The organism is Vibrio sp. 10N.222.49.C9 (assembly GCF_041474985.1).
GTDB lineage: Bacteria > Pseudomonadota > Gammaproteobacteria > Enterobacterales > Vibrionaceae > Vibrio > Vibrio crassostreae_C.
In genome coordinates this window covers 1-292 of record NZ_JBFRVD010000199.1, presented here as the reverse complement: position 1 = coordinate 292, position 292 = coordinate 1, and the positions used below count along the sequence as shown (strand labels likewise).

The following is a 292-nucleotide window of genomic DNA, read 5'->3' as shown; positions in this document are numbered from 1 at the left end:
CACTAGCCTGAGAGACAAAACCATGATCAAAGGCGGCATTGTGCGCCACGATGATCGCTCGGCTACAACCGGCTTGCTTTTGTTCTTTACGGACCAGTTTATAGATCTCTTTCAGTGCTTCTGATTCTGGGATGGCCCCACGCAACGGGCTGAAAGGGTCACGCATTCCAATAAATTCGAGTGCTTCCTTCTCTAAATTCGCTCCTTCAAATGGTTCTACTTGGAAAGTCAGGGTACTCGCTGGGTGCAAGTCTCCGTTTTCATCCATAGCCAGGGTTACTGCGCATATTTC

1 protein-coding gene is annotated in these 292 nt (G+C 49.0%); it reads right to left on the bottom strand.

What is annotated here, in order from left to right; all coding sequences use genetic code 11:
• Window positions 1-292: exonuclease domain-containing protein (locus AB4585_RS22735; protein ID WP_372171070.1), on the bottom strand; the 292-nt coding region annotated here is incomplete at both ends.